Raw genomic sequence first — 25,099 nt, forward strand, 5'->3', positions numbered from 1 at the left:
AGCTGTCATCTAACCTGGCTATAATTATATAGGGGTTTTACCTTAAAATTTACAAATTGTCCTGACGATTCTCCTGCGGCAATAGCAGCCTTGTAATTTTCCCAGAGATCTTCATCCACCTGGTAGTAGTGATAAATTTTTTGAGGATAAAAGGCAACCTCAAGCGTTTTCTTTTCCTTGGAATAATCAACGTAAACAGTTGTTCCCGATAAAGGTGTAGCTATCTTCTCCTTTGTATTTAATAAGGGTACTTGGGTCATTGCTTTATCTTTAAGTAAGCAAAAGCAATGATTGTTCCGCATTCAAGATTTTTATAAATAATAAAAGCCCTTTCGGGCTTAATTATTTATTATTAGAATTCTGCATTCTTAGGTGTTCTGGGGAACGGTATTACATCCCTGATATTTGTCATACCTGTTACAAATAATACCAGGCGCTCAAAACCAAGTCCGAAGCCCGCATGAGGTGCCGAGCCAAAACGGCGGGTATCTAAATACCAGCTTAATTCTTCTGCCGGAATATGCATTTCCTCCATACGTTTCTCCAGCAGATCCAGACGTTCTTCACGTTGGGAGCCGCCAACGATTTCACCAATACCAGGGAATAAGATATCCATCGCTCTGACTGTTTTGCGTCCTTCGCTGTCAACTTCGTTCTGGCGCATGTAGAATGCTTTAATTTCAGCAGGGTAATCAGTAAGTATAACCGGCTTTTTAAAGTGTTTTTCTACAAGATAACGCTCATGTTCTGATTGAAGATCCGCACCCCATTCCTCAATAAGGTATTTGAACTGCTTTTTCTGGTTAGGCTTAGAGCTTCTTAAAATATTAATTGCCTCCGTATAAGTGATACGTTCGAAGTCGTTCTCAAGACAGAAGTTAAGTTTGCTAAGAAGGTCTAATTCTGAACGCTCACTCTGAGGCTTCTGTTTCTCTTCCTCCTGCAAACGCCCCTTCAGGAATTCCAGTTCTTCACTGCAATTATCCAGGGCATACCTGATGACATACTTCAGTAGGCTTTCTGCCAGATCCATGTTTTCGTTCAACTCGTAAAAGGCCATTTCTGGCTCAATCATCCAGAACTCTGCAAGGTGGCGTGTTGTATTTGAATTTTCAGCTCTGAAGGTAGGACCAAAAGTGTAGATTTCTCCAAAAGCCATTGCTGCAAGCTCACCTTCCAACTGACCAGAAACAGTAAGATTGGTTGGTTTTCCAAAAAAGTCTTCTTTGTAATTTACTGATCCATCTTCATTACGAGGGATGTTATCAAAGTCAATAGTTGAAACCCGGAACATTTCTCCAGCACCTTCAGCATCAGAACCCGTGATAATAGGGGTGTGCATATAAACAAATCCTCTGTCGTTGAAGAATTTATGCACCGCATAAGCTAAAGCGTGACGAACTTTAAAAACCGCATTGAAGGTGTTTGTACGAAAACGCAGGTGCGCAATCTCTCTTAAAAATTCAAGACTATGTTTCTTAGGTTGCAAAGGGAATTTCTCCGGATCACTGTCTCCTAATATCTCAAGGCTTTCAACCTGAACTTCTACACGCTGACCTTTTCCCATAGACTCCACTAATTTACCAGTTACAGAAACTGCAGCTCCGGTAGTCAGCCTCTTTAGCAAGGTTTCCTCAGTACTGGTAAAATCAACAACTGCCTGAATATTATTAATAGTAGAGCCGTCATTAATTGCAAGGAACTGATTATTTCTGAAGGTTTTTACCCATCCTTTAACAGTAACAATTTCACCATAACTGGTTGAATTCAACAGATCTTTAATTTTAGTACGGCTCATGCGATTGATTTTTTAGCTCCGCAAAAATACAAATCCCTTTATCATTTAAAACTTTATAGTACTCCTTAGCACTTATTTAAGCTGGGAAAATATACGCAAGGGTTTACTACCGCCATTTTTATAAATAATAAAGGGAATTGATGCTCGTTAAATCCTTATACGTGACACGTACCCTACATTACATCCCATGAAAACAATTTTTGAAGATCTATCACTTTGCTCGGTGCAGATCAAAGTGGTAGACTTTCGAGAATCCTATCTTCTAAATATCTCTGGGTACTCTTCTTTCGAAGGTGTGGAAAGGTCTTTGTGTAGTCCTTGACTTCGTTGGTCAAGTTTTCAGCCTTGTTCATGTAATAATATTTTATGGGTATAAGGCTTTGCATATCTTTGAAATGTCAAACAAACAATAAAAGAGTTTTAGTTGACAGATTAAAAAGATGAGTAAATAACATTAAAATATTCTTTTAACTTAAGCATTATTACCAATCATTTAGGGCAACCTAAACCTTATCATTTTTAAACATCTACCTGTTTGAAAGACTTTCAGAAGCAAACTATCACTAACTAATCGGAGTTAGGCAGTTTAGTTATATTACGTTTTGTTTTGAGAAGCCTCTCATTAAGTTTTTGGGTAAAGTTCCCTTTGTAGGAAGAGCCCACGATGATCTTCTCATGGTCATTCAAAAAAATCTGATTCCCATCTACCGCAGTAATCTTATTGATATTCACTATATAAGATTTATGAACTCTTATAAACTTATCCTGGGGAAGGCTCTCTTCGATTTCTTTCAGAGTAAGATAGGTGAGGTGACTGCAGTTCTCCATGATCAGAGAAATATAGTTCTGAGAGCCTTCGATATAAATAATATCATCATACTTCACCTTAACGATCTTCTTGCCGCTCGAATCCTTTTTAATGAAGAAGTGGTCGTTCACTTCTTTTAAGCTCTTGAGGCTTTTATCCAATTCTCTGAACCTTATTTTCTTGGACTTAATTACAGTGCGCAGAAAGCTGGAATATTCAACAGGTTTAAGAATATAATCTATGGCATTCATTTCCAGAGCCTCAAATGCAAATGTTGGTGAGTCTCCGGTAATGATAAGGGTCGAAATATTACTAAACTGAATGGTTTCGATAAAGTGATCTTTAGCCAGGTTAAAATCAATAAAGATGATATCAGGTTTCGTTATTACAAAGATATCAACAAGATTTTTTGGACTATTATAAGCTCCAACCAAAGTCATATGATCTACAAGTTCAATATAGCCTTTCAGGGTAGCTATACTAATATTGTTATCAATTATTGAACAAGTAAACATTTATATAAAACTAAATACTATATATGAAGGATGAGGTGCAGCCATGCTTAAAAAAACAAATAGTATTCTTAAGTTAGTTTAAATAGGAGATCTAGTAAAAATGTTTCACCTTTAACGGCTCATTAAAACCTAGTGCTCTTCGGGATGAGACTTTCCATTGTGACAAGTGTTACAACTAACTTCCATTGCAGCATGATTGAACACTTCCTTTTTGCCGCCAAAATATTTTAAATTGATCTTGTTTGTCATCTTCATCATTTCCCGGGCCGATAGCTTCTCAGGTTTCTCATCACTGGCAAAATCCAGCTTATTTGATCCATCCGCGGATTTAGCGTGACAAAAATTACATTTTACCCCTAGCGACTTACTATAATGGCGCATCACTTTGTCCATATCCTCATGGCTTATCTTCTTAGGAAGTACCTTTAAGTTTTTATACTCAGGTTCTTTTTCGGCCGGCATGGTGGCTGAGGTAACAAAGATTATCGTAGAGATAGATGCAATAACAGCGAGAGTTCGTTTCTTTAGCATATTTGGTTTGCGTTCGCTAAAAATAGGAAAATTGACTTTTAAAAAACAATTAAAGTTTAACGGCACGAAGCATTTCTCTTTTACCGGGGGCGCCTTTTGCTTTTTCAATGCTGAACCCAAGGGCCTTCATCGAGCGTTTAAGGTTTCCTGTTATTGCATAGGTTACAAATACTCCGCCCGGTTTTAAGTACCTGCAGCAAAGTTCTAAGGCTATATCAGACCACATTTCGGGCTGGTGGACTGCAGCAAAGGCATCGAAATAAAGTACATCAAAAAGACTATCTGAAACGAAGTTTTCAAGTTTCGTATAAGCAATCTTTAATCTGCAATTATTATTCAAGGCTTGTTCCTTATTAAGTGCTTGCTGATAATTTTCCAGGAAGCTTTTCCATAAGCCCTCACTTACATACTTTCCATAACCCGTTTGGCCTAGCAGTTCGTTATTTAAAGGATAAGCTTCTATACCGCAATAATTAAGATTTAAGTTAGTGTTGGTGCAATAATCAGCCGTTAAAAGAAAGTTGAGTCCTGTGCCAAATCCCACCTCAAGGACAGCTACTTTTTGGGCACCTGTTCTTTCTTGCCAGTACTGAAGGCCTGATTTCAGGAAAACATGTTCACTCTCCTGAAAAGCTCCATGTCTTGAATGGTAATGTTCTCCTACAGCTTCGTTCCAAATAGTTTTGGATCCGTCTGCTGTTTCAACTAATCGTAAATATTGGCTGTCCATCTAAAAAAACAAGTATAAGCTCCAATAATAACTAAAATCATGTTTTTTAATTAAAGTTCTGCGTAATTTTGCGGCTATGTACCAGTTAATAAAGCCCATTCTTTTTCGTTTCGATCCAGAAAATATCCATCATTTTGTTACCGCGGCTCTTAAAACTGCCAACAAGGTTTGGGGTGTTAAATCTCTTCAACAAGGCATGTTCCATTTGAATGATCCAGCTTTGGAGAGAGAAGTCTTCGGATTGAAGTTTAAAAATCCAGTAGGTTTGGGAGCTGGTTTCGATAAAAACGCTTCAATGATTTCAGAGCTTGCAAACTTTGGTTTCGGGTTTATCGAAATAGGTACAGTTACTCCATTGCCTCAGCCAGGTAATGATAAGCCAAGGATGTTTCGTCTTCCTGAAGATCAGGGACTCATCAACAGGATGGGATTCAATAATCAGGGAGTAGAGGTAGTGGCTCACCGTTTGAAGCAACTCAAGAGAGATGGACTTATCATTGGTGGAAACATCGGTAAAAATAAAGTAACACCGAATGAGGAGGCAGTGAACGACTATATCAAATGCTTCGATGCATTGTTCGATGTGGTAGATTATTTCGTAGTGAATGTCAGTTCTCCGAATACTCCCGGACTAAGAGAGCTTCAGGAGAAAGAGCCTTTAAAGAAGATCTTACACACCCTTCAGCAAAGAAATTCGAAAAACGATGTTTCCAGGCCTATTCTATTGAAGATTGCCCCTGATCTGACAAATGCCCAATTGGATGACATTGTGGAGATCGTTACTGAAACTGGAATAGCTGGTATCATCGCCACCAATACTACTTTGTCAAGAGAGGGACTCCGCTCTGACGATAGCTTGAAAACACAGGCAGGGGGACTTAGCGGAAAACCTCTTACCAAAAGATCTACCGAGGTGATCAGGTATATTTCAGAGAAGTCGGGCAAAGCTTTCCCAATTATCGGAGTGGGTGGCATTCAGACTGCCGAAGATGCCATTGAGAAATTGGAAGCGGGAGCTGCCCTTGTTCAGGTTTACACAGGCTTCATCTATGAAGGACCTGCTATCGTTAAAAATATCAACAAAGGACTATTAAAGAGGATAAAGAATAGCGGCATTTAAGAGCCGTTATTCTCTTTCCAATCCTTAAAAGGATAATCGGTAAGCCGGGAATTATAATATCTGGTGTCTCCGGTAACATCTATAGTTATCCAATCCGGCAGGCTGTACACTTCATCTTCGCTTGCTAACTCTATTTCCGCCAGGATCAAGCCTTCGTTATCTCCATAAAACTCGTCAACCTCCCAAATTTTCCCATCAAAAGGTATTTTATAACGGGTTTTCGAAAGTTCCGAGCTGCAGAAATTGTCTAAAAGCTCTATGGCGTCGGCCAGGGGGATTTCATATTCATATTCCAGCCGGGAAATGCCTTCTACTGATCCTTTAATGGTAATGTAAGCATTACTATCTGTCAACCTTACCCTTACAGTTTTCGCTGGGTCTTTAAGTATATATCCCTGTCTATAGAACTCTCCCCGGGGTTTTTCAAAATTTGCCCACTTATCCTTGTTTAACAGATACTTTCGCTCAATTTCAAATTTCATAGTCAACTATTAATGAACAGGAGGTAAAATTAGTTTTTGAAATTGAAATATAACATCTGGTGTTTGAAGTTACCTCAATTAAGGAAGATTTCTTTGTCGGGGAAGAAGCACCTGTTCTCACCAGCATAATGTTCCTCGTCGGGGATATTCAGTTCAGGATAAGCTTTGAAAATATAAGCTGCCATTTCCTGCCTGATAACCCTATCAAGGTTTTTGATCGAATCAGCAGGAAGCAGCCCTTTGTTAGCCCTCACTGAATCCAGAAGGGTTCGAAATTGAATTATTACCAGGTCCCCTTTTAATTTCTCGAATAGATCATCATTGTTACTCATCATTTCCCTTTTCTATTGGTACTGTATACGGTAATGAGTGATACTAATGTTTCACCGTGGTATTGTTTTACGTTAATTGTTAGGCATGTTAAATTAAGGCAGAATTGTATATAACAATTAGGCTTATTTGGCATTATTATAGAGTAGAGGATAGAGGCCATCTACCGCATTTACCATGAAAAAACGAATTTTTATTATCGAGAAGGACGATGACATCCTCCAGGTAATTGAGCACCTTTTCAGGGAGGAAGGATATGAAGTTTTTACTGCTAATTCAGAATTCGGTATCTTTGAAAAGATTAGGAACAGTCGGCCTCATGCCATTTTGCTCGACGTAATAAGTACTACTCCCCAGGGAACAGAGCTTTGTCGTGCATTGAAATCTGAAGAAGGGATCCGTCACATTCCTGTGATCGTTCTCTCAACCCATCTGAAAGTCGAGATGATGAAGGGGGATTGTGCAGACGATGTTCTGTCGAAACCTTTTGACATCGCCATGCTTGTTGAAATAGTTGAAGGGCAATTAATGGACTTCGCCCGGTAGTCCCAGGCCTGCCCGGTCGTCCTGATCCAATTTCATTTCCTCCCCTTAATCCCAGCTTATTTTATGATAACAACAGGATACCCAAGTGTATCCCAAAGGGACACCAAATCGTGAATATTTGCTCAATATATCCTCGATAAATCCTCGTTGAGTCCTCCTTTTACAATAAAAAGGAGGACTCAACGGAGAAACAGGGACCAAAAATCGCCAAAACATTTTCCTTTTGATAAACCTTTGGATGCTTTTTGCCTGAGGATAGAAGGGAATGAGGATTTCATAATGCTTAAGTCTTCTTTGTAGAAATATTTATATCATATTGATTAAGATCATTTTTATTTAGGGAAATTATTCAAATCTTGTATTATGGGCAAAATTGACAAGAAAGGCGTTATACATGGAGGCGTAGATAACGTCTCCTACCGTACTTATCGAGGCCAGCAGATCGTGCAGATGAAGGCCGGGAAGGTAAAACAGACTATTGCAACCAAGGAATCAGGACTGGAGTTCGGCTTGTGTGCCAGTACTGCCAGGGTGATACGGGAAGCTTTTCACCGTACCTATAAGGGAGGGTACGATGGCCCTATGATTAACCGCTTTAATTCTGTAGTTCAAAGTGCTGTCCGTGCTTGTAGTACTAAGGCCCGGTGTCAACGGAACCTGCATGACGCTGACTTGTCCTATTTAACGGGTTTTCAATTTAATAATAATTCTCCTTTAGATAAGGTGTTGAAAGCAAGGCCTGAAGCTATTATGGAAGAGGGGACTGTGGCCGTCTATTTGCCAGCATTTTCGCAGGAAGATATAAAAGGGAAAGTTGGGGAATATTACATTGTCCGTTTGTTATTGGTTTCCTTTGACTTCCATAAAAAGGTATACAGGTATCTGGACTGTAAGGAAATTAAAGTTGATAGCAAAGGATTTGAAGGGGGGAGGATTGGATTGGAAGGCCATATACCTCAAGGCAGTGTTGCGATTTTAAGCATGTCTGTTCATGCTTATGTTAATGACGTCTTTGATGGATCAAGGTCCCTTAATTCAAAGGAATGGAGCCCCTCTGAAATAATTGGTGCCTGGCATATGCCTGCTTCAGAAGAGCAAGAGCATTTAGAAACCAAAGATTTAAATGCAAACGGTTTTATTGTAGATGTTGATATTCCTTTTGAAATTACTGATCCCTTGAAGAAGTTAAAAGAACTCTATAAAAAGAAAAACAGGGCCGATCAATTAAAGGCAGCACTTCCGAAAGCTAGGTGGAAAGTCCCCGAAGATGATTTCCAGTTGCCCGAAGGTGAGATCTCGTTTAAGTAAGAACATAAAAAAAGCCTCCGGGTAGGAAGCTCTTTTTATACTTGTAAATTCTATTAACCTAGGTAAGATTTTAAAATTTTACTTCTGGACGTGTGACGAAGGCGTTGAAGCGCTTTGTCTTTAATCTGACGAACACGCTCTCTGGTTAAGTTGAATTTCTCACCGATCTCTTCCAATGAAAGAGGATGATTTGTTCCAAGACCAAAGAACAGTACGATGATCTCTCGTTCACGTTCAGTAAGCGTTTGAAGAGATCTTTTGATCTCCTCAGAAAGTGATTCGTTGATCAGGTTACTATCTGTATTTGGATCATCATTTTCCAATACGTCAAGAAGAGTGTTCTCTTCTCCCTGAACAAATGGTGCGTCCATGGATACATGGCGACCTGAATTACTTAAAGTGTCAGAAATCTTGTCAACTGTTGTTTCCAGGATGTCTGCCAGTTCTTCAGGAGATGGCTCACGCTCATATTCCTGCTCAAGCTTTGAAAAAGCCTTGCTGATCTTACTTAATGAACCTACCTGATTTAATGGTAAGCGTACAATACGCGACTGTTCAGCGATCGCTTGCAGGATTGACTGACGGATCCACCAAACAGCGTAAGAAATAAATTTAAACCCTTTTGTTTCATCGAAACGTTTTGCGGCTTTAATCAAGCCAAGATTTCCTTCATTGATCAGGTCACCAAGTGTTAAACCCTGATTCTGGTATTGTTTTGCAACAGAAACAACGAAACGTAAGTTGGTTTTTGTTAAGCGTTCAAGTGCAGCTTGATCGCCTTCACGAATTTTTTGCGCCAGGATAACTTCTTCCTCGGCAGTGATCAAATCTACCTTACCAATCTCATGCAGATATTTATCGAGTGATTGAGACTCGCGATTGGTAATTGATTGTGTTATTTTGAGTTGTCTCATTAAAGTAGGATACCCCTTTCTTAAGCGTGTGCAAAGTTAAAAAAATTTACTGCTTTAACGTGCTGAAATGAAAAAAGTTGTAATAAAAAAATATCAATAATACAACTTCTATTTAACAATAATCATTCCATAGCCGCTTAAAATTCAATTTGTTGAGCTTTTTGACAATTCTATAACTCCTCTTCCCGCTCGAGCATCAGGATGGCAGCTTGGGGGACAATAAAGTACTTTTCATTCTGATATACTACTTCAGTTGAAGCATTTTGAAGGAATATTGCAAGATCCCCTTCCTTCGCCTGAAGAGGAATATATTTCACTTTTTCATCCCGTCCCTTCCATAGATCATCTTCGTCAGCAGGGAGAGGTATGGGGTAGCCAGGACCCGCTTTTATAATATATCCTTGTCTTACTTTCTCTTTTTCCTCCACTCCCGGGGGAAGGAATAAGCCTGCAGCTGTCTTTTCATCAGGTTTTAATGGTTTGATCAAAAGCCTGTCTCCAACAACGACGAGTTTCTTTATTTTATTATCCGGTGTTATTTGCATTTCTGTTGTAAATAAATCAAAAATATCAGAAATCAAGACTAGGAATGGCAGTTTTTAGCGACTCTTTACAAAGATGACATTCGGCTAAATATCTGCAAGCTTAAAGATATCTTCTGCCCTGAAACCTTTTTCTGTTTCTTTGAGGCTTATACATTCATTCACAGCATCATGCTCTAACAGCAAAATAAAGTTTTTATCAAAGGCCTCCTGAAGGAACTTCTTTTTTTCCTCCATTGCTGTCAGTGGAAATACATCATAGCTGGCAACATAGGGGACTGGCAAGTGCCCAAGTGTAGGGAAAAGGTCGGCTGCAAATAAGATCTTCCTGCTTCTGTAGTTAATTATGGGAAGCATCATAGCTTCTGTGTGGCCATAAGTGAATCTTACCTCAAAGTCATTGCCAAAGGGCATGTCTCCTTCTTGAATGAGCCTTAGCTGCCCGCTTTCGTGTAAAGGAAGAATATTCTCTTTAAGAAATGAAGCTTTCTCCCGGTCGTTCGGGTTCAGGGCCCAGTCCCAGTGCTTTTGATTGCTCCAAAAGGTAGCATTCTTAAAAGCTGGAAGAAGTTTATCGCCATGCTTTTCTACAGCCCCCCCAACATGGTCAAGGTGTAAATGGGTAAGAAAAACATCAGTGATATCGTCTTTTGAGAAACCATTAGCAGCCAGGGAGCTTTCAATACTAGTGCTTCCATGCAAATGGTAATGGCTGAAGAACTTTTCGCTTTGTTTATTGCCGATACCCGTGTCGACAAGAATAAGTCTGTCTCCATCCTCAATTAGCAAAGATCGCATGGCGAGGGGACAAAGATTATTTTCATCCGCGGGGTTAGCTTTCTGCCAGATGCTTTTGGGCACTACACCGAACATAGCGCCTCCATCAAGTTTAAAATTCCCAGTCTCTATTGAGTAGAGCTTCATTTTGATTTACGATTTTAGATTTACGAATTACGAATTACGATTTCGGATTTACGAATCATGTGAATCCGTTTTTCAGCACGCTTGTTATTTTCTGCCCGCTTCAAGAAGGCTTCGGAATTTGTGAAGAACATATTTCCAATTCGGGATTTGCGACTATTATTTGAAGCAAAGGTAGAGTAGGTACCTTTTGAAAAAAATGATCTTTTACCAGATTAAGCTTTCGACGTGAGTTTTAAGCCAAGGATCGATAGGATCAGCAGGAATAGAAAAAATAGGCGCCAGAAATCTGAAGGTTCCTTAAAGAGAGCAATGCCAATCAGCGTAGAACCGGCAGCGCCAATTCCTGTCCAAACCGCGTAAGCTGTACCAATAGGAAGGGTTTGGACTGCTTTATTAAGAAGAAGGAAGCTTAAAGTAATGCAGATAAAGAATCCGACACTCCACTTCCAGTTACTGAAGTTATTAGAAAATTTCAGGCAGGTTGTAAAGCCAACTTCAAACAATCCTCCAAGTATTAAATAGAACCAAGCCATTTGATTTACGATTTTTTGATTTTCGATTTACGATTTTTTAGGCGACTCAATAGGGCTTCGCCGGTTACGATTAACATGCAGAGCTGCCGTTAGTTGTTGAACTATTTAATTCAATAGGCAGCTAAATAAAAAGACCTGCTTCTCAGCAGGCCTTTTTATTTATATCTGAACTGAAAGTCATTTAACTCAGTTTTACCTTTCGGCTTTTTGCTTTTACCTTTCGGCTTTCGGCTTTCCGCTTTCAGCTTTTACCTCTACAAGTGAATCACTTCACCGTAAGCATCAGCAGCGGCTTCCATAACAGCTTCACTCATGGTTGGGTGAGGGTGAACAGATTTAATGATCTCCATTCCTGTCGACTCTAATTTACGAGCAACAACAACCTCAGCGATCATCTCTGTAACTCCTGCACCGATCATGTGTGCTCCAAGGAATTCACCGTATTTTGCATCGAAGATAACTTTTACGAAACCGTCTTTAGTTCCAGCTGCACTTGCTTTACCTGACGCAGAGAATGGGAACTTACCAACCTTAACTTCGTAACCAGCTTCCTTAGCAGCCTTCTCTGTGTAACCAACTGAAGCAATTTCAGGGATACAGTAGGTACAGCCGGGGATGTTGTTGTAGTTTAAAGGCTCAGGATGGTGACCAGCGATCTTCTCAACACAGATGATACCTTCAGCAGAAGCAACGTGTGCTAAAGCCTGGCCTTTAACGATGTCACCAATAGCGTAAACACCAGCAACGTTAGTTTTGTAGAAGTCGTCAACAATTACACGACCCTTGTCAAATTTAACACCAACTTCTTCTAAACCTAAGTTTTCGATGTTAGGAGTAATACCCACAGCTGAAAGAACGATATCAGCCTCTAGGATCTCAACTCCTTTTTCAGTTTTAACCTGAGCTTTGCAACCAGAACCTGAAGTGTCTACAGACTCTACAGTAGCCTTAGTCATAATATTGATACCAGCTTTTTTCAGGCTTCTTTCAAGGTGTTTTGAAACTTCTTCGTCTTCAACAGGAACGATACGGTCCATGAATTCAACTACAGTAACTTTAGTACCCATAGCGTTATAGAAGTACGCGAACTCGATACCGATAGCGCCAGAACCAACCACTACTAAGCTTTTAGGTTGCTCAGGTAGGTTCATTGCCTGACGGTAGCCAATGATCTTTTTACCGTCTTGTTTCAAGTTAGGCAATTCTCTTGAACGAGCACCTGTAGCAAGGATAGTATGTTTAGCTGTGTATTCTTTAGAAGTACCATCAGCTGCTTTAACGTCAATTTTGCCGCCTTTTTTGATTTTAGCGGTTCCCATGATCACATCGATCTTGTTCTTTTTCATCAGGAACTGAATACCCTTACTCATTCCTTCAGCAACACCACGACTACGTTTGATTACCGCACCAAAATCGGCCTCGCCACCCTGAACTTTGATTCCATACTCCTCTGCATGTTGAAGGTATTCAAATACCTGTGCACTTTTTAAAAGTGCTTTAGTTGGAATACATCCCCAGTTAAGGCAGATACCGCCAAGTGATTCGCGCTCTATTACAGCAGTTTTTAAACCCAGCTGTGCTCCGCGAATTGCAGCCACATAACCTCCGGGGCCGCTACCGATAACTATTAAGTCGTAATTCATTCTATAAATTATTTTTAATGTCTGAAGAACCAAGCCAACGCAACGCAATAAGCAGAAGGTTCAGCAGGATTCCTATTTAATCGAAGATAACGGCGGCAAATCTACAAATTGTGAGGGTTTTACGAAAAAGAAATACTTTCCTGATTGTAAAGTTTTAAAAAATAGAACTAATAAGTTTTCCATGTGTAAAAGCACGGGGTATGAATTGCTGAGAAATGTTTTAGTATTGTTATTTTTTATTAACTTATTAAATATTTGTTTACTTTATTGTAATATAATGTTAAATAGTCCCCGAATGTTGTGAAATTGAGAAATATAAGCAATCTTTGTATTAATAAATCACATTAATTATTATCTGGAAATTTTTATGAGGAAATTTTACGCGCCTTTTATTGTAGTAGGGCTTATTATGTTCTGCGCAATATCTGGGTTCGCTCAGGGTTTAGTAAAGGGAAAGGTAATTGATGCTATTACAAAGGAGACACTGCCCGGCGCTTCAATCAGCATCAAAGGAACCCAAAAATCAACATCAACAACGCTAAATGGTAATTTCTCAATTAAGGTTGAGACTGCTGATGCTGAGTTGGTGATCAGCTATGTAGGATACCTGCAAAAAACGGTATCGGTTGCTAATGTATCAGGAACGAAAGATATCGGAAACGTTACATTAGAATCAAGCGCGGCACTTAGTGAGGTTGTTGTAACGGCTAATAATACTGCAATCGATAGAAAGACGCCAGTAGCTCTTTCTACTGTAGGGTCTGTGATGATTGAAGAGAAAGTAGGGCAGCAAGAGTTTCCCGAATTACTGAAATCCACTCCAGGAATTTATGCATCTAAAGGATCTGGAGGTGGTTATGGTGATTCTCGGATCAATATCAGAGGTTTTCAAAGTGCAAATATAGCTGTAATGATTAATGGTATCCCCGTTAATGACCCTGAATCAGGAAGGGTATTTTGGTCTAATTGGGCGGGGCTAACAGATGTTACACGTTCAATGCAAGTTCAAAGGGGACTCGGGGCTTCCAAAGTGGCAGTCCCATCTTTGGGTGGTACCATAAATATCTTAACAAGAGGGACTGAAGCCAACCAAGGAGGGTTTATTCAACACTCTATGGGTAATAATAACTTTAATAAAACTTCATTCTTATACTCTACTGGTTTAGGAGAAAACGGTTGGGCTTTCTCTGCGATGGGTTCTAAGACAACCGGGGATGGTTGGTTTGAAGGATTAAGTTTCGAAGCTTATAGTTATTTTTTCAACGTTTCAAAGTTAATTAACAAGGAACATACTGTTTCCTTAACAGGTTTTGGTGCACCTCAATACCATGGCTCCAGATTCGAACGTTTTGGAATTCAATATTATAAAGATGCTCCTCAGGGAATAAGGTTTAATCCAAATTGGGGTGTTTTAAATGGAAAAGATAAGACAATCAGTGGGAATTTTTACCATAAACCACAAGCTTCATTAAATCATTATTGGACGATAAATGAAAACTCTTCGTTATCTACTGCGCTTTACGCTTCTATTGGTAGGGGAGGAAATGAGTTCCCAAATAATGCTAATTTATTTTTAGGTACAAGAGTTGGTGATAGATATTCTCCTGTTGACCTGGATGCCTTAGTGGATCAAAATGTTGCATCTCCTGATGGAAGGGCTGTTGCTTATCTTCAATCGAACAGAAACAATCATGTTTGGTATGGATTGCTTAGTACGTATACAAAGAAGCTTAATGATAAGATTGATTTGTTAGCGGGATTAGATTTAAGGAACTATAAGGGGATAAAATATAATTCTGTAAGAAATCTTTTAGGTGCCCAATATGTTCTTGACGCTACTGCTAACGTCAATAATCCTAATAATATGGCTAGAAATGGCGATAAGATAGGATTTCATAATGATGTAATCGTTCTTTGGCAAGGTGGTTTTTTACAGGGTGAGTTTACCGAAGGTCCCTTGTCTACTTTTGTGTCTCTAGCTGCTTCTAATACATCTTATAAACGGAAGGATTATTTTAGATATCAAAATACTGATCCTCTAAGGGAAAGTGATTTTGTAAACTTTTTTGGATTTCAGACGAAGGGTGGAGCGAACTATAATTTGACCGCTAATCACAATGTTTTCGCAAACATTGGTTACTTTGAAAAAGCTCCATTTTTTAGCGCAGTTTTTGTAAGTAATCAGAATGTTCCTAATAAGGACGCCGAGAATGAGAAAATTTTAAGCTATGAGTTGGGCTATGGTTATAGAAGCCGCTCTTTTTCAGCTAATCTTAATTTGTATCGTACTGCTTGGAATGACAGGTCTACAACCAGAACGGCAGTTGGACAAGATGGCAACTATTATACAGTTAACTTTCTTGGTGTAGATGCACTCCATCAAGGTCTGGAACTAGACTTTAAATATAATCCTTTCAGAAAGTTAAGCTTTAATGGTATGCTTTCCATCGGCGACTGGACTTGGAATAGTAACCTTGACAAGGTTGAAGTTTTTGATGCGAACAATAATTTTGTAGCATCTGAAGGCCCAATATATACAAAAGGAATTAAGGTTGGAGATCAGCCTCAAACTACGGCTGCACTGGGATTTGATTTTACAGTCGCTGAAGGGGTAAAACTAGGGGCTGATTATAATTACTATGCCGATTTTAGTTCTTCGTTTATTCCGACAGATGTTATTAAACCAGGTTTAAAACCTTGGAAAGTTCCGAATTATTCTTTGTTAGATCTAAATGCTGTTATACGCTTTAAAATGGCAGGATTAAATTCATCACTTATCTTAAACGTGAATAATGTTTTAAATACAGAGTATATCTCTGATGCAAATGCAATTTTTGACAGAAATACAGGGGTAAGTGATGCTGTTAACTCCAATGTTTATTTCGGAGCTGGCAGGCAATATACAACAAGCTTAAAAGTTAATTTTTAAAAACGAAGATTATGAACAAATTTATATATCTACTGCTTGTAACCATAGCGAGTGGCTTCGTAGCCTGTGATCCTATGGAAGACGCCTACGAGCAGTTAGATTCTCTTCCCAGATTAGAATCTGAATTGAGAAGTGTAAATGTTACACTGACAGAAGCGAATTATAAGTCCCTGAGCGGAAAACCAGGAGTACCAGGCTACGTAAGTAGTAGCTATTATTTTCTAGATGAAACAGAGGCCGCTAATTTAATTCCTCTCTACTTAAACACTGCCTATTTACACTTGGAGGAGCGTGACGCAGTAAATGTTACCTATAATCAACTTGTTTTTCCATTTACAAATAATACTGTTTCAGAGAGAGTTTCATATACCCTCGTGGATGCAGATTATGCTTTAGGTGGAACAACCTTTAGGAATTTTGACCGCTGGTTGCAACTTGAAACGTTTTTGAAAGCCAAGTATCCTGATAATAAAGAAGGACGCTTGGCGACCTTAACTTTTGCATGGTTTAATTCAAATGTAAGCTCAACCGCTCAAACCAGAACAGATGCCTATTATTATAAAAATGGAAAATGGTGGGATGCTTACCTTGTTTCTACAGAGGATTACGTTTCTGTAGACAGAGGAAGATTTGGTAATTTTATAGCTGCTGATCAAACGATATTACCAGACTATTTCAACAAATTTTTAAAAGCTAAAACTTTGTCTCCAAAGGTCAATGATGTACAATACGTAAGTTTCGCTAATCGTCCCGCTTCAACAACAACTCAAGATGTTATGGCAATGATCTTTGACGGTTCAAATTGGGTGGCTTTTACAAAAAATATTACTATTCCAGCTGTTTTAAAGTTTGTTAAGAAAGGAAATACCTTTGTTCCTGACAGAACAATAGCCTATACCTTTGTTGCTGCAGATTACCAGTGGGTGGGAGACGATGCAAATAATATCGGCACTACAGCCAATAGAGCTAACTTAAGACAGTTTGGAAACTTCTATCAAGTTGGAAACGGAACAGATACAAGATATTGGACAGATGCTCAAGTTCAAGCAGGAATCGCTGCAAGATTAAAATCTTTATTTCCAAATGCGGATACTGGACAGAAGTACAGAGTCTCCTTCGTGAAGTATACCGGTAGTAATACCACCTTTAATTGGACTTTCGAGAAAAAGGATTCTGGAAATTACGAGTATTTACCTGACTAATATGTTTTGAATGCAAAATAGTCGTCTTTTTTGAGACGACTATTTTGTTTTTAATATCTACCCAAGCCTGTTATTAAACTCATTAACATTTATTCATGCGATTTAAACTATTACTAATATCCCTTAGTATAGCTATTACTGTGTCTGCTTGCTCGAAAAAGACGAGGGTTGCGGGGGATGATTCAGGGGAAACTCCAACAGACACTACAAAAACGAATAATCCTTCAAGTCCGGCTGATACTGTTCCTTATACTCTTGTAGAAAATTTTGAGGCGGGAACAAAAGGTGGTTATCCAGCCGGAGATGTTACGCTTAGTACAGGTACCTGGAATTTTTCAGAGGCTTTGATTGGAGATCTTGCAACGGATAAGAAGATCGGAGATAAGTCCGCACGCTTTAGAGCTTCTGGTACTCTAAGTATGAACTTTGATATCAGGAACGTTAAAAAGATCTTTATTAAGCATGCTAAGTTTAATAATGATGCTAATACTACATGGCGTCTTTTTATTTCTACTAATCAAGGAGCCGATTATAAACAGCTGGGTTCTGACATATCTGAAACGAATACTTCTTTAGCCATTGATTCTTTTGCCGTCTCTGACACGGGAAAGGTTAGATTTAAGATTGTTAATAGCAGTAGCGCTATTCGCATCAATATTGATGATATTACCTTTAAAGGCATTGGTAATTCGGGTGTTACCATACAAGTTCCGGATACTGCTCCCGTAGATACGACAAATACTACAGAAGTAGCGGCTCCACGTGATATAACTTTTGGTCCGGATGCTCCTCCTTTACTTGGTGATAATGGAAATATGATGTTGGGAAATCCTTCAGGTGCCGAGGCTAATATCGTTTTTGCAAATAATTACCTTATTGATCATAAATACTTCGCAGAATCTTATAGCAGTACCAGAAGTACGCCTAACTGGGTTAGCTGGCATATTGATGCCACTAATATCACCGGGGCTGTAAAACGTCAGGACAATTTTGCTGCTTTGGCTAGTTTGCCTTCTGGTTGGTTTTTGGTTCAAAGCAATAGCTATTCCAGTAGTGGGTTTGACAGGGGACACAATTGCCCTTCTGCTGACCGTACTTCCAGTTATGATGCGAATTCTGCTACTTTCTTAATGACCAACATGATCCCGCAGGCACCTGAGAATAATCAAAAGACATGGGCTGGTTTCGAGAATTACCTAAGGGGACTAGTTACAGCTGGTAACGAGGTCTTTGTTATTATGGGAAGCTACGGAACCGGGGGTACTGGCTCTAAGGGTACCTTCAGTACAATAGCAAATGGCAGTGTGACGGTTCCCAGCAATGTTTGGAAAATAGCTGTTGTAATCCCTAATGGTTCTAATGATGCGGGGCGGATCAATTCTTCTACAAGGGTGATTGCAATCAATACACCTAACACCAATTCAATAAATCAGGATTGGAAGTCATACATTGTAACTGTTCAGGAGCTAGAAACTGCAACAGGATACCAGTTCTTCACTAACCTCCCGGTAGACATTAGAGCAACATTGAAGTCAAAAAGGGATTCAGGAAATTAAAAGATAAAATCATTATTAAATGAGGCTCATTATAATTTTAATTGGCCTCTTCTTTTTTGGTTTGATTTGTAATATAGCTGGGATAAACGAATATTTGTTGTAAATGAAAGTTTATTTCCTCTCAGGCTTAGGCGCAGACAGACGGGCTTTTCAAAATGTCTGCCTTCCTCCAGGCTATGAAATAGTTTATTTGGATTGGATTGAGCAATACGAGGAAGAGTCGGTCGAATCTTATGCAAAGAGAATGTCTTCTAAGATTGATGGTACTGAACCTTTCATATTGGCAGGGCTTTCATTCGGTGGTATTGTTGGCATCGAGATATCCAAATTCCTTCCACCGCAGAAGTTGCTCCTTATTTCTACAGTGGCGAGCTATAAGGACCTTCCATGGCTTTATCGAAAAGCTGGCGATCTAAAGTTATACAAGTTCCTGCCCGAAAGGAGGTCTTCACTCATTAAACCTTTTCTCTACTGGTTCTTTGGTCCCTTAAACGCATCTGGAAGGAAATTAATAGATGCTTTTTTTGGGCAAACGCATCCGAAGCATATCAACTGGGCTTTGGGAAGGATTAGCATGTGGAGGAATGCAGAAATTAACGTCCCTTATGTACATATCCATGGCAAAAAAGACCGGGCATTTCCTATACGGTTTATTAAGGCAGATTATGTGATGAATGGTGGTCACCTCTGTGTTTTTTGTGAATCAGAGGAGGTCAATGCCGCCTTTAGAGAAATTCTCGATTAATATTTTTTACGTACCATTATAAATCGAATATTTTAGCAATTTGAAAACGACGACTTCGTACGGAAATCAAAATTTCCTCCAGCTCCGAAGCTGATCCTTGGTGCTACTACAGTACCTGCGAACTTACTCTTTAGATTGCTTCCGAAGGTAATTCAAATCATATGCTCCTTGAGCAATTGATCTAAATATCAACTCTGTTCATCGAATTTTGTCCGTCATTGGTGTAAATTTTTCAATGTTAATTTGCAAAGTGTTATTCTTGTGATGACTTTTTAAAAGGGAAGTGTAGAAGGATCCAGTGTTGAAATTCTGAATCCAATCACCACTTTGCTCAAAAACCTTATGATTTTTACTGATAAACAGTCTTCTTATTGACTAATTTATATGGAATATTTTAAGGTTGTTCAGTTCGTAAAATATTGATAAATGAAATATTCATTTGAAACTATAAAAGGTAATCTGCTTCTGTTTTTTGTCATATTACTGGTACCTACCCTATTTTTTTCAATTTTAATAATATCATTTGATCGGTCCCTGAAATCAGAACTGCCAGAGTTTATGAGGGAATCTTTCGTATTTCCAATGGCAGTTTCAGTTTTAACAGCCATAATCATAGCATTAGCCAAAAAGAACTTATTCTGGAGGAAAATGGCGATAGAAATTGACTTAGAAAGCAAACAGATAACGATAAATGGTGAAGCAAATTTTTTTAATGATCTTGAATATTTCGAGTTCCGCCCTGGTTCCGCAATCACTACGGGAATGAGCAGATCGGTTCTTTTCTTGAAGTTTAAGAAAAGAGAAACTGTCATGATCATGCCATGCAAATCCTCAGATAGGATTGGTGACTATGATCGTTTCGTTAAGGATTTTAATGAAATATTAGCATCGCTTCAGTTACATCCAAGAAACAAAACCATCAGTAAGGCTGGAAAAGTTGTCATTTCAATAATTTGCCTTATAGCTATTGCAGCTTGTATTTTTCTTGGGATAGATAAAGGTGCAAAGGCAGTAGCTAGAGTGTTACCCAGCGTAATGGTTTTAATTGCAATTTGTGGAGTGTATCTCAGTTATAAGTCTCCAGCCAATACAAATCAAGCAAATGGAAAGTGAGCTGGCTGGGAACTTCCTTCATCAAACATTCCTCCTGTTTGTTAATTTTTAACAGGAATTCGAGGATTAAACATTCTTCTTACTTAAGTTATGCAATGATCCGGGTTCCATAGGAATAACATACTATTTTAGCAATATGAAAACGACGAATTATTATAACACGTTTATAGAGGTGGCGGAGGATTGTCCAGCCACAAAGGGGGAGGAGCCTTCTATAAAAGCTGAAAATAAAACAGTCGCAGCAATTCAGTATCATCTTATGATCAATCAGCCTTATACCTATACCTCTGATGATATTCTTTTTGCTTCCTATGCTGAAAAGAACAATATCCGGGAGGAAGACAGGTTAGTAGAAAGGGAGAAGTTTTTTTCGAAATCTCAGGCTTGTCTTCGTGCCTCTGCCCTTGCTAAAAGATATGGTTGGGGAATTCATTTTGATGGCGAGGGGAAGGTTGGTTTGTATGGATTGAACTCGGATGAATATAAAAAATTTATGGAGGACGGTACGCTCAAACATCTGAAGGCAATGCGTTCCAATAGAAAAAAATAAGCTTATGACAGCACTTGCAGAGCAAAAATTACTTAGTAAGAATATTAATCCAACAGCAATGCGCTTGCTTGTAGTTGATTTTCTGCTGCAGGGAAAGGTTGCTCTTAGCTTAAGTGATATCGAGAAAGGCTTATACCCCTCAGACAGGATCACGATTTACCGCACTCTAAAAACCTTCGTCGAGCACGGACTTATTCATTCCATTGATGACGGAACAGGCACTCCCAAATATGCCTTATGTTCTGATCAGTGCGATGAAACCGGGCATCATGATCTTCATGTTCATTTTTACTGTACCCAATGTAAAGCCACCCACTGTTTGCCAAAAACCAAGGTGCCTATCGTCAGCCTTCCAGAAGGCTACGCTTCAGAAGAAGTAAGTCTTGTGATCAAAGGCTTATGTGGTATCTGCAATAAAGATTAATGCAATACCATTGCATTAGCCATTCACGTTACTTTGTGTTATGGCGCATTCACATCATTCCGACTGTTGTAATCACGAACCGGCATCTGCTACCAAAGTAGTAGCAGTACCGCAAAAAGATGAAAGTAGCTGGCGCTCTCACCTGGATCTGCTCGGGGCTCTCGCCATTCTGGTTGTCATGCTGGTTCTGCTTTATGGATTCAAAATACAATTTCCTAACCTGGTCAACCTTATGATCTACGGAACTGCCTGGCTGTTGGCAGGTTGGTCTGTAATGAAGATGGCTTTTCGTAAAGTTAAGCGGGGCGACTTTTTCAATGAATTTGTACTGATGACAGTCGCAACCATCGGGGCGTTTTTATTAGGAGAATATAGTGAAGGTGTTGCCGTGATGGTCTTTTACTCTATCGGCGAATGGTTTCAGGATGCTGCGGTGAGCCGGGCTAAGCGAAATATTAAAAGGCTGATGGATGTGCGGCCTGACCAGGTAACTGTTTTAAGGAACGGAAAGTCGGAGATCGTAAATTCATCAAGCGTTAAACTAAATGAAACCGTACAGGTTAAGGCAGGAGAAAAGGTGGGACTGGATGGAGAATTACTGTCGGAAACTGCTTCTTTTAATTCGACTGCCCTGACTGGCGAAAGCAGGCCTGACACAAAGACAAAGGGAGAGCTGGTGCTGGCCGGTATGATCAATCTAAACACCCCGGCTGAGCTTAAGGTAAACGCCCTTTTTAAAGACAGCCGTTTAAGCAGGATTCTCGAGATGGTTCAGGACGCCACAGCGAGGAAGTCGCGTACCCAGTTATTCATTTCCCGGTTCGCTAAAGTTTATACACCGATAGTGTTCTTCCTTGCATTTGCGTTGTGTGTACTGCCGTACTTTTTTGTTGCCGACTATAACTTCAATACCTGGTTCTACCGCTCTCTTGTATTTCTGGTTATTAGCTGCCCTTGTGCACTGGTGGTATCAATTCCCTTAGGATATTTTGGAGGGATTGGCCTCGCTTCAAGAAATGGAATCCTTTTTAAAGGAGGAAACTTTCTGGATGTAATAGCTAAAACAAATGTGGTAGTGATGGATAAAACTGGCACCCTCACAAAGGGAGTTTTTAAAGTAATTAGTGTGGAAGCCGAAGGGCTCGCTCCCGACCGTTTAGTATACCTTGCAGGGTCACTAGAAAGCCTTTCAAATCATCCTGTAGCCAGAGCTATCGGCGAATATTATGGAACCAGGGAGAAAGGGATAGTTCGCGATGCTGAAGAAATTCCGGGAATGGGAATTAGAGGTACAGTGGATGATCAGATAGTTACGGCAGGAAACAACAGGCTTTTAGAGCAGTACGGAATTTCTTACCCTGTAGGTCTGAATGATATTTCCGATACCATTGTTCTTGTTGCTATAAACGATAAGTACGCTGGATATTTCAGGCTAGGGGATGAATTAAAGGAGGATGCGAAGAGGTCAGTAACAGATTTAAAGAAGGCCGGGTTGAAGGTGGTGATGTTATCCGGCGACAAACAGACAGTTGTTTCTGAGGTAGGTAGGGAATTAGGTATAGATGAAGCCTATGGAGATCTTATGCCGGAGGACAAGGTGAATAAATTGCAGCTTCTGAAACAGAGGTATAAGGTAGCAGCCTTTGTTGGAGATGGGATCAATGATGCACCGGTACTGGCTTTAGCAGATTCCGGGATTGCTATGGGGGGACTAGGAACTGATGCTGCTATTGAAACCGCTGATATCGTTATTCAAAACGATCAACCTTCAAAAATATTAACAGCAATCCGGACTGGTAAAATCACCCGCTCTATTGTTTGGCAGAACATCGTGTTAGCTATGCTTGTAAAAGTTCTGGTATTGATATGGGGAGCAGGAGGAATGGCAAGTCTCTGGGAAGCCGTAATTGCAGATGTTGGGGTTGCTTTGCTTGCCATTTTAAATGCGGTAAGGATCCAAAGGATTTCTTTAGGATAGATTTTTTTAAAACATTTTTCCTGGAGAGAAGTAATTTCTCATGCGAGGATATTTTTGCCCGGGAAAAAGCTTCATGAGCAGAAGCTCTCGAATGGAGGATGAATGTAAATTGAAGGTTCTTTCTGACTAAAAAACAATCAGACTTTCAAGAAAAACCTTATGTTCGTAGTATAATCACAATTCGAATATTTGTAATTGCCTGAGTAGAAACTGAGTCTTATCTGAATCCTTTGGAAAATGCGAACCATATAAGTGCTATGAACTTTGATAATTTATTTTATCAAAGTCCCCAACCTATGTTAATATTTGATATTGATACCCTTCAAATATTAGAAGTTAATACTGCTGCCATATTGCATTATGGTTATAGTCGTCAGGAATTTTTGTCATTGAGTACAAGAGATTTGCGGGTATCAGAAGAAAGAGGCTCGTTTGACAAGCTGAAAGGTCTTTTTAAAGGGTCTGAAAATGTTTTTGCAGAAGGACAGCATCTGCTAAGATCTGGAAGCGTAATAAATGTTCAAATCGTTTCCTATATAGTCGAATACAAGCAGAAGAAGTGCCGGTTAGCTCACATTAATGATGTGACATCTGTAGTCAGGCAAGCCAGGAACTTTGAGATCCTTGTCTCCATTGGTCAGTCTATTTCTCAGGAACTTGAGCTACAATCCATCATTCAAAAAGTAACCGACGCTTCACTTCAACTAAGCGGTGCCGACTTTGGAATCCTGTTCTATTATCCGGCACAAAGTCCCAGTCAGGTCGAATTTACTTTTGCCTTGTCAACAATTTCAATAGATGTGCAACGACAGTTGGGCGATATTAAGCAGTTTCAGAGCTTGATAACGAATGAGGTAGTTAGGGTGGCAAGTGCGAGCGAACTTGAAATTGGGAGTCTGAAATTATCTGAAAGAGTCGGTATCCGGAAGGAGGAGAATCCTTGGACCTTCCAAAGTTTTATGTCGGTTCCGATCACTTCAAAATCAGGTGAAACGATAGGCTCTCTTATGTTAGGTCATAGACATAAGAATGTATTTACAGAGGAGGCGGAAAAAATGGTTTTGGGAGTTGTAAGTCAGGCAACGGTAGCCCTAGATAATGCAATGCTTTTTCAAAAGCTCGTATCAGCGAACGATGAGAAGGAACGGCTTCTTGAAAAAGCGACAGAACAAAACTTCAAAAAAGACGAATTTTTAAGTGTAGCAAGTCATGAACTGAAAACTCCGGTAACAAGCATGAAAGGTTATCTTCAAATCCTTGAAAAGCAATTAGCAAAAGAAGGTAACCAGTTATATTTGGATCTGCTGCAGAAGGCAAATAAACAGGTAAATAAGATCATTCACCTGGTTGGCGACCTTTTGAATTTGTCTAAACTGGAAGCAGGTAGGTTGGAGTATAATTTTTCAAATTTCAAGATCTCTGAAGTTCTGGCTGATTGCATCACTAATATCAAGAACGCCGAACGGAAACACAATATCAGAGTTTTTGGAGATCAAAGTTCTGTAATATGTGCAGATAGGAACAGGATTGAACAGGTGATCATCAACCTCATTGATAACGCCATTAAATACTCACCTGAAGCAACAGAAGTGTTAATAGGTCTTTCAGAGGAAAGAGGATATTTCAAGTTAGAGGTGAGGGATTTTGGACCAGGAATTCCGGAAGAAAAGCTACGTTTGATCTTTGAACGCTACTATAGGGGAGAGGAAAACTCCTATAAAACCTCGGGATTGGGCCTTGGTTTGTATATCTCCAATGAGATTATAAAACGGCATCAGGGAAGAATGGGCGTAGAGAGCGAGCAGGGCAAGGGCTCTACTTTCTCGTTCATAATACCAACGGAGCAGGACCTTGAAGGTAGCCCGAAATAAACTCCAG

Annotated in this window: 24 protein-coding genes; 12 read left to right on the forward strand and 12 right to left on the reverse strand. The window is 39.5% G+C overall.

Going from position 1 to position 25,099, the window contains the following annotated elements:
• Positions 1–5: 5 nt before the first annotated feature.
• The 5 genes from J4N25_RS16785 to mnmC2 form a co-directional block, all read right to left on the reverse strand.
• Entirely contained in the window at positions 6–260 is a 255-nt protein-coding gene (locus tag J4N25_RS16785) for a KTSC domain-containing protein (protein ID WP_207422946.1), read from the reverse strand.
• A 92-nt stretch (positions 261–352) separates the two neighbouring features.
• A complete protein-coding gene (gene asnS / locus J4N25_RS16790; RefSeq protein ID WP_207422947.1) occupies positions 353–1,798 on the reverse strand; it encodes an asparagine--tRNA ligase in 1,446 nt (481 codons plus the stop codon).
• A gap of 567 nt (positions 1,799–2,365) precedes the next feature.
• Positions 2,366–3,121, reverse strand: a complete 756-nt coding sequence (locus J4N25_RS16795) for a LytR/AlgR family response regulator transcription factor (protein ID WP_207422948.1) — start codon at positions 3,119–3,121, stop codon at positions 2,366–2,368.
• A 129-nt stretch (positions 3,122–3,250) separates the two neighbouring features.
• The gene (locus J4N25_RS16800) at positions 3,251–3,652 is read right to left on the reverse strand and encodes a c-type cytochrome (protein WP_207422949.1); all 402 of its coding nucleotides are present in this window, start codon (positions 3,650–3,652) and stop codon (positions 3,251–3,253) included.
• A 49-nt stretch (positions 3,653–3,701) separates the two neighbouring features.
• The gene (gene mnmC2 / locus J4N25_RS16805) at positions 3,702–4,382 is read right to left on the reverse strand and encodes a tRNA (5-methylaminomethyl-2-thiouridine)(34)-methyltransferase MnmC2 (protein WP_207422950.1); all 681 of its coding nucleotides are present in this window, start codon (positions 4,380–4,382) and stop codon (positions 3,702–3,704) included.
• A 76-nt stretch (positions 4,383–4,458) separates the two neighbouring features.
• On the opposite strand from mnmC2, the gene J4N25_RS16810 reads away from it, so the two are divergent.
• Positions 4,459–5,502, forward strand: a complete 1,044-nt coding sequence (locus J4N25_RS16810; protein ID WP_207422951.1) for a quinone-dependent dihydroorotate dehydrogenase — start codon at positions 4,459–4,461, stop codon at positions 5,500–5,502.
• Here the strand turns inward: J4N25_RS16810 and J4N25_RS16815 are convergent.
• Both J4N25_RS16815 and J4N25_RS16820 read right to left on the reverse strand, forming a co-directional pair.
• Positions 5,499–5,984, reverse strand: a complete 486-nt coding sequence (locus tag J4N25_RS16815; RefSeq protein WP_207422952.1) for a CYTH domain-containing protein — start codon at positions 5,982–5,984, stop codon at positions 5,499–5,501. The genes J4N25_RS16810 and J4N25_RS16815 overlap by 4 nt on opposite strands.
• Before the next feature lie 74 nt (positions 5,985–6,058).
• Positions 6,059–6,319, reverse strand: coding sequence for a hypothetical protein (locus tag J4N25_RS16820; RefSeq protein ID WP_207422953.1), 261 nt, complete (start codon positions 6,317–6,319; stop codon positions 6,059–6,061).
• 172 nt (positions 6,320–6,491) lie between these two features.
• On the opposite strand from J4N25_RS16820, the gene J4N25_RS16825 reads away from it, so the two are divergent.
• Positions 6,492–6,860 carry a response regulator gene (locus tag J4N25_RS16825; RefSeq protein WP_207422954.1) on the forward strand — a complete coding sequence of 123 codons (369 nt, stop codon included), beginning with the start codon at positions 6,492–6,494 and terminating at the stop codon, positions 6,858–6,860.
• A gap of 363 nt (positions 6,861–7,223) precedes the next feature.
• Positions 7,224–8,168, forward strand: a complete 945-nt coding sequence (locus tag J4N25_RS16830; protein ID WP_207422955.1) for a hypothetical protein — start codon at positions 7,224–7,226, stop codon at positions 8,166–8,168.
• Between the two features lie 53 nt (positions 8,169–8,221).
• Here the strand turns inward: J4N25_RS16830 and J4N25_RS16835 are convergent, their stop codons facing one another.
• The 5 genes from J4N25_RS16835 to lpdA form a co-directional block, all read right to left on the reverse strand.
• Positions 8,222–9,082, reverse strand: coding sequence for a sigma-70 family RNA polymerase sigma factor (locus J4N25_RS16835; RefSeq protein ID WP_109415596.1), 861 nt, complete (start codon positions 9,080–9,082; stop codon positions 8,222–8,224).
• A gap of 170 nt (positions 9,083–9,252) precedes the next feature.
• Positions 9,253–9,627 (reverse strand): co-chaperone GroES, encoded by a 375-nt coding sequence (locus J4N25_RS16840; protein ID WP_207422956.1) that lies wholly within the window; start codon positions 9,625–9,627, stop codon positions 9,253–9,255.
• Between the two features lie 84 nt (positions 9,628–9,711).
• Positions 9,712–10,548 carry an MBL fold metallo-hydrolase gene (locus tag J4N25_RS16845; RefSeq protein ID WP_207422957.1) on the reverse strand — a complete coding sequence of 279 codons (837 nt, stop codon included), beginning with the start codon at positions 10,546–10,548 and terminating at the stop codon, positions 9,712–9,714.
• 212 nt (positions 10,549–10,760) lie between these two features.
• Positions 10,761–11,081, reverse strand: a complete 321-nt coding sequence (locus tag J4N25_RS16850) for a DMT family transporter (RefSeq protein ID WP_207422958.1) — start codon at positions 11,079–11,081, stop codon at positions 10,761–10,763.
• Between the two features lie 254 nt (positions 11,082–11,335).
• Positions 11,336–12,724, reverse strand: coding sequence for a dihydrolipoyl dehydrogenase (gene lpdA, locus J4N25_RS16855; protein ID WP_207422959.1), 1,389 nt, complete (start codon positions 12,722–12,724; stop codon positions 11,336–11,338).
• A gap of 367 nt (positions 12,725–13,091) precedes the next feature.
• Between lpdA and J4N25_RS16860 the strand changes: the two genes are divergently transcribed.
• The 9 genes from J4N25_RS16860 to J4N25_RS16900 all read left to right on the forward strand — a co-directional run bounded on the left by J4N25_RS16860 (position 13,092) and on the right by J4N25_RS16900 (position 25,092).
• Positions 13,092–15,653 carry a TonB-dependent receptor gene (locus J4N25_RS16860; protein WP_207422960.1) on the forward strand — a complete coding sequence of 854 codons (2,562 nt, stop codon included), beginning with the start codon at positions 13,092–13,094 and terminating at the stop codon, positions 15,651–15,653.
• Positions 15,654–15,664: 11 nt separating this feature from the next.
• The gene (locus J4N25_RS16865; RefSeq protein WP_207422961.1) at positions 15,665–16,855 is read left to right on the forward strand and encodes a hypothetical protein; all 1,191 of its coding nucleotides are present in this window, start codon (positions 15,665–15,667) and stop codon (positions 16,853–16,855) included.
• Positions 16,856–16,950: 95 nt separating this feature from the next.
• Positions 16,951–18,411: a DNA/RNA non-specific endonuclease gene (locus J4N25_RS16870; RefSeq protein ID WP_207422962.1), complete on the forward strand. Its 1,461-nt coding sequence runs from the start codon at positions 16,951–16,953 to the stop codon at positions 18,409–18,411.
• A 103-nt stretch (positions 18,412–18,514) separates the two neighbouring features.
• Positions 18,515–19,156, forward strand: a complete 642-nt coding sequence (locus tag J4N25_RS16875) for an alpha/beta fold hydrolase (protein ID WP_207422963.1) — start codon at positions 18,515–18,517, stop codon at positions 19,154–19,156.
• A gap of 426 nt (positions 19,157–19,582) precedes the next feature.
• Positions 19,583–20,269 carry a hypothetical protein gene (locus J4N25_RS16880; protein ID WP_207422964.1) on the forward strand — a complete coding sequence of 229 codons (687 nt, stop codon included), beginning with the start codon at positions 19,583–19,585 and terminating at the stop codon, positions 20,267–20,269.
• Positions 20,270–20,405: 136 nt separating this feature from the next.
• Positions 20,406–20,819, forward strand: a complete 414-nt coding sequence (locus tag J4N25_RS16885; protein WP_207422965.1) for a DUF6157 family protein — start codon at positions 20,406–20,408, stop codon at positions 20,817–20,819.
• Positions 20,820–20,823: 4 nt separating this feature from the next.
• Entirely contained in the window at positions 20,824–21,243 is a 420-nt protein-coding gene (locus J4N25_RS16890) for a Fur family transcriptional regulator (protein WP_207422966.1), read from the forward strand.
• Positions 21,244–21,283: 40 nt separating this feature from the next.
• A complete protein-coding gene (locus J4N25_RS16895; protein ID WP_207422967.1) occupies positions 21,284–23,221 on the forward strand; it encodes a heavy metal translocating P-type ATPase in 1,938 nt (645 codons plus the stop codon).
• Between the two features lie 257 nt (positions 23,222–23,478).
• The gene (locus tag J4N25_RS16900; RefSeq protein ID WP_207422968.1) at positions 23,479–25,092 is read left to right on the forward strand and encodes an ATP-binding protein; all 1,614 of its coding nucleotides are present in this window, start codon (positions 23,479–23,481) and stop codon (positions 25,090–25,092) included.
• Positions 25,093–25,099: the final 7 nt, after the last annotated feature.

Source organism: Desertivirga brevis, assembly GCF_017355835.1.

Coding starts and splice junctions, on each gene's coding strand:
- J4N25_RS16820 (WP_207422953.1), bottom strand. CDS start 6,319: ATGATGAGTAACAATGATGATCTATTCGAGAAATTAAAAGGGGACCTG.
- J4N25_RS16875 (WP_207422963.1), top strand. CDS start 18,515: ATGAAAGTTTATTTCCTCTCAGGCTTAGGCGCAGACAGACGGGCTTTT.
- J4N25_RS16830 (WP_207422955.1), top strand. CDS start 7,224: ATGGGCAAAATTGACAAGAAAGGCGTTATACATGGAGGCGTAGATAAC.
- J4N25_RS16900 (WP_207422968.1), top strand. CDS start 23,479: ATGAACTTTGATAATTTATTTTATCAAAGTCCCCAACCTATGTTAATA.
- J4N25_RS16840 (WP_207422956.1), bottom strand. CDS start 9,627: ATGCAAATAACACCGGATAATAAAATAAAGAAACTCGTCGTTGTTGGA.
- J4N25_RS16865 (WP_207422961.1), top strand. CDS start 15,665: ATGAACAAATTTATATATCTACTGCTTGTAACCATAGCGAGTGGCTTC.
- J4N25_RS16785 (WP_207422946.1), bottom strand. CDS start 260: ATGACCCAAGTACCCTTATTAAATACAAAGGAGAAGATAGCTACACCT.
- J4N25_RS16860 (WP_207422960.1), top strand. CDS start 13,092: ATGAGGAAATTTTACGCGCCTTTTATTGTAGTAGGGCTTATTATGTTC.
- J4N25_RS16870 (WP_207422962.1), top strand. CDS start 16,951: ATGCGATTTAAACTATTACTAATATCCCTTAGTATAGCTATTACTGTG.
- J4N25_RS16885 (WP_207422965.1), top strand. CDS start 20,406: ATGAAAACGACGAATTATTATAACACGTTTATAGAGGTGGCGGAGGAT.
- J4N25_RS16895 (WP_207422967.1), top strand. CDS start 21,284: ATGGCGCATTCACATCATTCCGACTGTTGTAATCACGAACCGGCATCT.
- mnmC2 (WP_207422950.1), bottom strand. CDS start 4,382: ATGGACAGCCAATATTTACGATTAGTTGAAACAGCAGACGGATCCAAA.
- J4N25_RS16890 (WP_207422966.1), top strand. CDS start 20,824: ATGACAGCACTTGCAGAGCAAAAATTACTTAGTAAGAATATTAATCCA.
- J4N25_RS16825 (WP_207422954.1), top strand. CDS start 6,492: ATGAAAAAACGAATTTTTATTATCGAGAAGGACGATGACATCCTCCAG.
- J4N25_RS16845 (WP_207422957.1), bottom strand. CDS start 10,548: ATGAAGCTCTACTCAATAGAGACTGGGAATTTTAAACTTGATGGAGGC.
- J4N25_RS16815 (WP_207422952.1), bottom strand. CDS start 5,984: ATGAAATTTGAAATTGAGCGAAAGTATCTGTTAAACAAGGATAAGTGG.
- J4N25_RS16880 (WP_207422964.1), top strand. CDS start 19,583: ATGAAATATTCATTTGAAACTATAAAAGGTAATCTGCTTCTGTTTTTT.
- asnS (WP_207422947.1), bottom strand. CDS start 1,798: ATGAGCCGTACTAAAATTAAAGATCTGTTGAATTCAACCAGTTATGGT.
- J4N25_RS16800 (WP_207422949.1), bottom strand. CDS start 3,652: ATGCTAAAGAAACGAACTCTCGCTGTTATTGCATCTATCTCTACGATA.
- J4N25_RS16810 (WP_207422951.1), top strand. CDS start 4,459: ATGTACCAGTTAATAAAGCCCATTCTTTTTCGTTTCGATCCAGAAAAT.
- J4N25_RS16795 (WP_207422948.1), bottom strand. CDS start 3,121: ATGTTTACTTGTTCAATAATTGATAACAATATTAGTATAGCTACCCTG.
- J4N25_RS16850 (WP_207422958.1), bottom strand. CDS start 11,081: ATGGCTTGGTTCTATTTAATACTTGGAGGATTGTTTGAAGTTGGCTTT.
- lpdA (WP_207422959.1), bottom strand. CDS start 12,724: ATGAATTACGACTTAATAGTTATCGGTAGCGGCCCCGGAGGTTATGTG.
- J4N25_RS16835 (WP_109415596.1), bottom strand. CDS start 9,082: ATGAGACAACTCAAAATAACACAATCAATTACCAATCGCGAGTCTCAA.